Source organism: bacterium, assembly GCA_030654305.1.
In the GTDB taxonomy this organism is placed as follows: Bacteria; Krumholzibacteriota; Krumholzibacteriia; order LZORAL124-64-63; family LZORAL124-64-63; genus PNOJ01.
In genome coordinates, this window is record JAURXS010000177.1 from 1 (window position 1) to 4,467 (window position 4,467).

General features: G+C 70.7%; 4 protein-coding genes. 2 read left to right on the plus strand and 2 right to left on the minus strand.

The features are described 5' to 3' along the window. Both Q7W29_04680 and Q7W29_04685 read right to left on the minus strand, forming a co-directional pair. Positions 1-1,359, minus strand: a 1,359-nt coding sequence (locus Q7W29_04680; protein ID MDO9171112.1) for a M3 family metallopeptidase, incomplete at its 3' end; no start/stop codon positions are given. A gap of 71 nt (positions 1,360-1,430) precedes the next feature. Further along, the gene (locus Q7W29_04685; GenBank protein ID MDO9171113.1) at positions 1,431-2,531 is read right to left on the minus strand and encodes a hypothetical protein; all 1,101 of its coding nucleotides are present in this window, start codon (positions 2,529-2,531) and stop codon (positions 1,431-1,433) included. A 247-nt stretch (positions 2,532-2,778) separates the two neighbouring features. On the opposite strand from Q7W29_04685, the gene nadA reads away from it, so the two are divergent. Beyond that, on the plus strand, positions 2,779-3,735 hold the full coding sequence (gene nadA / locus Q7W29_04690; GenBank protein ID MDO9171114.1) for a quinolinate synthase NadA: 957 nt from the start codon (positions 2,779-2,781) through the stop codon (positions 3,733-3,735). Between the two features lie 13 nt (positions 3,736-3,748). Continuing rightward, on the plus strand, positions 3,749-4,467 hold a 719-nt coding region (locus Q7W29_04695), incomplete at its 3' end, for an aminotransferase class V-fold PLP-dependent enzyme (protein MDO9171115.1).

A 4,467-nucleotide genomic window follows, 5' to 3' on the forward strand; every position in this document is an offset into this window, starting at 1 on the left:
GACCTCGGCGAGGAACGTGGTGTAGTCGGAGTACACCGGCGGCTGGTACTTGCTGGAGTAGTAGGAGTGCAGCGCGTGGCCGTACTCGTGGGCGGTGGTGAACACCGCGTCGAGCGTGTTGTCGAAGTTGTGCAGCACGAACGGGTGGATGTCGCGGGCGACGATGCCCGTGCTGTAGGCGCCGGTGCGCTTGGCCCGGTTCGGGAAGACGTCGATCCAGCCGTTGGCGGGGTCGGTGCCCGAGGCCAGCAGGCCGACGTACTCCCGGCCCATGGGGGCGAGGCCCTTGAGGATCAGGTCGCGGCCCTGCTCGTAGGTGTAGCTGACCTCGACGTCCTCGAGCATGGGGTTGTACAGGTTCGGGAAGGTGAGCGGCCCCTCGATGCCCATGACCTTGCGGCGCAGGTCCACGTACTTGTGCATGGTGCGCGCGAGGTTGGCGTTGATCGTGTCGATCAGCATCCGGTAGGTGGCGGTGCTGATGTTGTCGCCCTTGAGCGCCGCCTCGAGGCAGCTGTCGTAGCCGCGCAGCTCCTTGGTCAGCAGGTGCGACTTCACGACGCCGTCGAGGGTCGCCGCCAGCGTGTTCTCGTACTGGCGGAAGGTCGTGAAGAAGGCGTCGGTGGCCTGGCGGCGCACGTTGTAGGACTCGCTCGAGCGGGCCCGGCCCCAGCCGGCCAGGGTCAGGGGCTCCATCGTGCCGTCCTCGCGGACGACCGGCGGGAACTTCAGGTCGATGTCGCGCAGCTTCTCGCTGACCTCGGCCGACGCGCCGCGGACCTGGCCCGCCATCGACAGCACGCGCTCCTCGGCCTTGCTGAGCGAGTACTGCTTCATGCGGAACATGTTGTCGAAGTAGAACTGGTAGATCTTCAGCTCGGGCTTCGCGGCGAGGTAGCCGTTGATGACGGCCTGGTCGACCGCGAGGATCTCGGGCTCCATGTAGGAGACGACGCTGCCGAACTCCTGGAACAGGAAGCCGACCTTGCCCTGCATCTGCTGGTTCACGGCGTCGGACAGCTCGGGGTCCAGACGCAGCTGGGTGTAGACGTACAGCTTGTAGAGGCGCTGCACGGCGTCCTCGGTCGCCTTCAGGGCGCCGTAGAGGCTGTCGGCCGATTCGCAGAGGTGTCCCTCGTACCCGCCGAGCGACGGCACCAGCGTCTCGACCGCCGCCAGTTCCTTTTCCCAGGCGGCGACGGAGGGGAAGACGTGGTCGTACCGCCACTGGTACTGCTGCGGGATCTCGCTGCGCGGCGTGGCGGGATCGGGGTCGTAGGCCGCCGCCGGCGCGGCGAAAGCTGCCAGGGCGAGCGCGAGGGTGACGAACGCCGTCAGCCGGCGGGCCGTCCGGTGCATGTGGTACCTCCTGGATGGGTTCAGGGGCGGCCCGGCCGCCGGAAGGCGGCCGGGCGCAGGGTGTGGGCGGATCAGTAGACGGTCCTGCTGGCGCCGTCGGCGGGGAGCAGGGCCTTGCCGGCGCCCTCGGGCACGGGTACGGTCAGGCGGGTCCAATTGTTGCCGTCGAAGTGGTAGAGGACGCCGTTGTAGCCCGTGACGTAGATGTCGGTGCTCGAGGAACCCCAGACGTCGGTGAACCAGCCGCCGGTGGCCAGCACGGTGCTCGTGCGGGCGCCGTCGCGCGACATCGTGGCCACCTTGCCGTACGGCGTCGTGAGGTAGATCAGGCCGGCGTCGACGTCGAGCCAGAGCCCGGAGACGCTCTCGGGGAAGGTCGAGGGGACGGCCTGAATGCCGTTGTGGCGCAGCAGCTTCCACTCCCGGAGCCCGTCCAGGTTCTCCGAGAGGTAGAAGAGCTTGCCCGACTCGCTGGCCATGTAGTTGTCGCCCAGCACGTCGCTGCCGCTGGCCGCGCTGATCAGGTTGTACAGGGGGTCCTCGAAGTTGCCCCAGAGCCAGCGGTGGTCGTAATCGTCGTGCCCGTTCTCCATGATCACGGTGGCGCGGTCGCCGCCGATGGCGTAGGGCGTGACGCGCGTGACGGTGTTCCAGTCCAGGGAGAAGATGAGCGTGTCGATCGGCGCGCCGGTCGTGGCGTAGCGGTAGGCCCGGTTCTCCTCCGGGGTCCAGCCGGCGCCGCTGCGGCGCAGGACCGTGCCGTCCTTGCCGACGGCGTAGACTTCGCCGTAGGGGCCGCGGCCGATGTCGAAGAGGTCCTTGCCGGTGCCGCTGTTCTGGCGGCTCCAGGCGGCGCCGTCGTAATGCCAGATCGCGCCGTTGTGCCCGCAGGCGTAGACGTCGCCGGACGAGGCGCCCCAGACGGCGGTCAGGGTCGTGTCCGGCACCGTGGTGAGCGCCCACTCGCCGTCGTAGTGGAGGATGACCCCCGGCTGGCCGACGGCGAAGACGTCCTGCGGACCGGTGCCCCAGACCGACATCAGCCGGTAGGAGGGAGCGGGTTCGGGCAGGGGCGTCTGGATCACGGTCGGCGGGTCGTCGTCACCGCAGCCGACGAACGCCAGGCTCGCCGCGAACAGGGCGGCCAGCGCGAGCAGGACGCGGAAAGTCACCGTCGACCGGAGCGCCGCGGTACGGCGGCGATCGCTCGAAGTTCCTTGTGTCATGTCGCTTCGGTCCCTCGAGGCTGATGTGGGGTGTGGCGCCGGCCGGGCCGGCGCGAGACGCTCGCCGACGGCCCGGCGACCCATGAATATTAAGCATCCGGGGGGGGGTTGTCCATAAGGACTTGCCCCGCCGGGTGCCTGTGGCGACTATGGCCGGGTGACCCTCGGACGCCTTCAGGAAGGATCCCCGGCCATGAACGCTCCCGTCCACCCCCCGGTGCCGACCGGGCAGGAACTGGTTGCCGCCATCGGGGAGCTGCGCCGCCGGCTGAACGCCGTGATCCTCGCCCACTACTACCAGGACGGCGAAATCCAGGACCTGGCCGACTTCGTCGGGGACAGCCTGCAGCTCAGCCGGGAGGCGGCCCGCACCGACGCCGAGGTGATCGTGTTCGCCGGCGTCCACTTCATGGCCGAGACCGCCAAGATCCTCAACCCGACCCGCCAGGTCCTGCTGCCGGACCTCGAGGCGGGCTGCAGCCTGGCCGACGGCTGCCCCCCGGACGAGTTCCGCGCCTTCCTGGACCGGCACCCCGGGCACGTCGTGGTGAGCTACATCAACTGCTCCGCCGCGACCAAGGCGATGAGCGACATCATCTGCACCAGCAGCAACGCCGTGCGCGTGGTGGCGTCGATCCCCCGCGACCGGCCGGTCGTCTTCGCGCCGGACCGCCACCTGGGCGCCTGGGTCGCGAAGCAGCTCGACCGCGACCTCGTGCTCTGGCCCGGCAGCTGCGAGGTCCACGAGCAGTTCAGCGAGCGTCGCCTCGTCGAGCTGAAGACCCTGCATCCCGGCGCCGCCGTGCTGGCCCACCCCGAGTGCACCGCGGCCCTGCTGCGGCACGCCGACCGCATCGGTTCGACGACCGACCTGCTGCGCTTCGCCCGCGAGGCCGCGGCGACCGAGATCATCGTCCTGACCGAACCGGGGATCCTGCACCGGATGCGCCGCGAGAATCCCGGCCGCACCTTCCTGACGGTGCCGGGCGCCGACGAGTCCTGCAGCTGCAACGAGTGCCCCTACATGAAGCGCAACACGCTCGAGAAACTCTACCTGTGCCTGCGCGACCGCGCGCCCGAGATCGTGGTGCCCGAGGACCTGCGGGTCGCGGCGCTGCGGCCGATCGAGCGCATGCTCGCCCTGGGCTGACGGGGGGGGCGCGATGCCGGCAGGAACGCCCATCTACCTGGACCACCTGGCGACCACGCCCGTGGATCCCGTGGTGCTCGCCGCCATGACCGACGTGCTGCGCGAGCACTTCGGCAACGCCTCGAGCGGCACGCACGCCTTCGGCTGGTCGGCCCAGGCCCTGGCCGAGAACGCGCGGGCGGAGGTCGCCGCGCTCGTCGGCTGCGAACCGCGCGAGGTGGTCTTCACCAGCGGCGCCACCGAGGCCAACAACCTCGCGCTGCGGGGCACGGCGGACCTGTGGCCGCAGCCGGGCCGCATCGTGACCACCACCCTCGAGCACTCCTCGGTCGACCGCACCCTCGACGTCCTGGCGGCGCGCGGCTGGCAGGTGGTCCGCGTGCCCTGCGGCCCGGACGGCCTGGTCCCGGCCGCCGCGGTGGCCGACGCCCTGACCGACGACACGCGCCTGGTCGCGGTCAACGCCGCCCAGAACGAGATCGGGACCCTGCAGCCCTGGGCGCGGATCGCGGCGGCGTGCCGGGAGCGCGGCATCGTCTGCCACGTCGACGCCGCTCAGGCCGCCGGCAAGGTGCCCCTGGACTTCCGCGCCGACGGCATCGGCCTGCTCGCCCTCTCGGCCCACAAGATCTACGGCCCCAAGGGCGCCGGCGCCCTGATCGTGCGCGCCCGCGATCCGCGGGTGGAGCTGCGCCCGCAGATCACCGGCGGCAGCCAGGAGCGGGGCCTGCG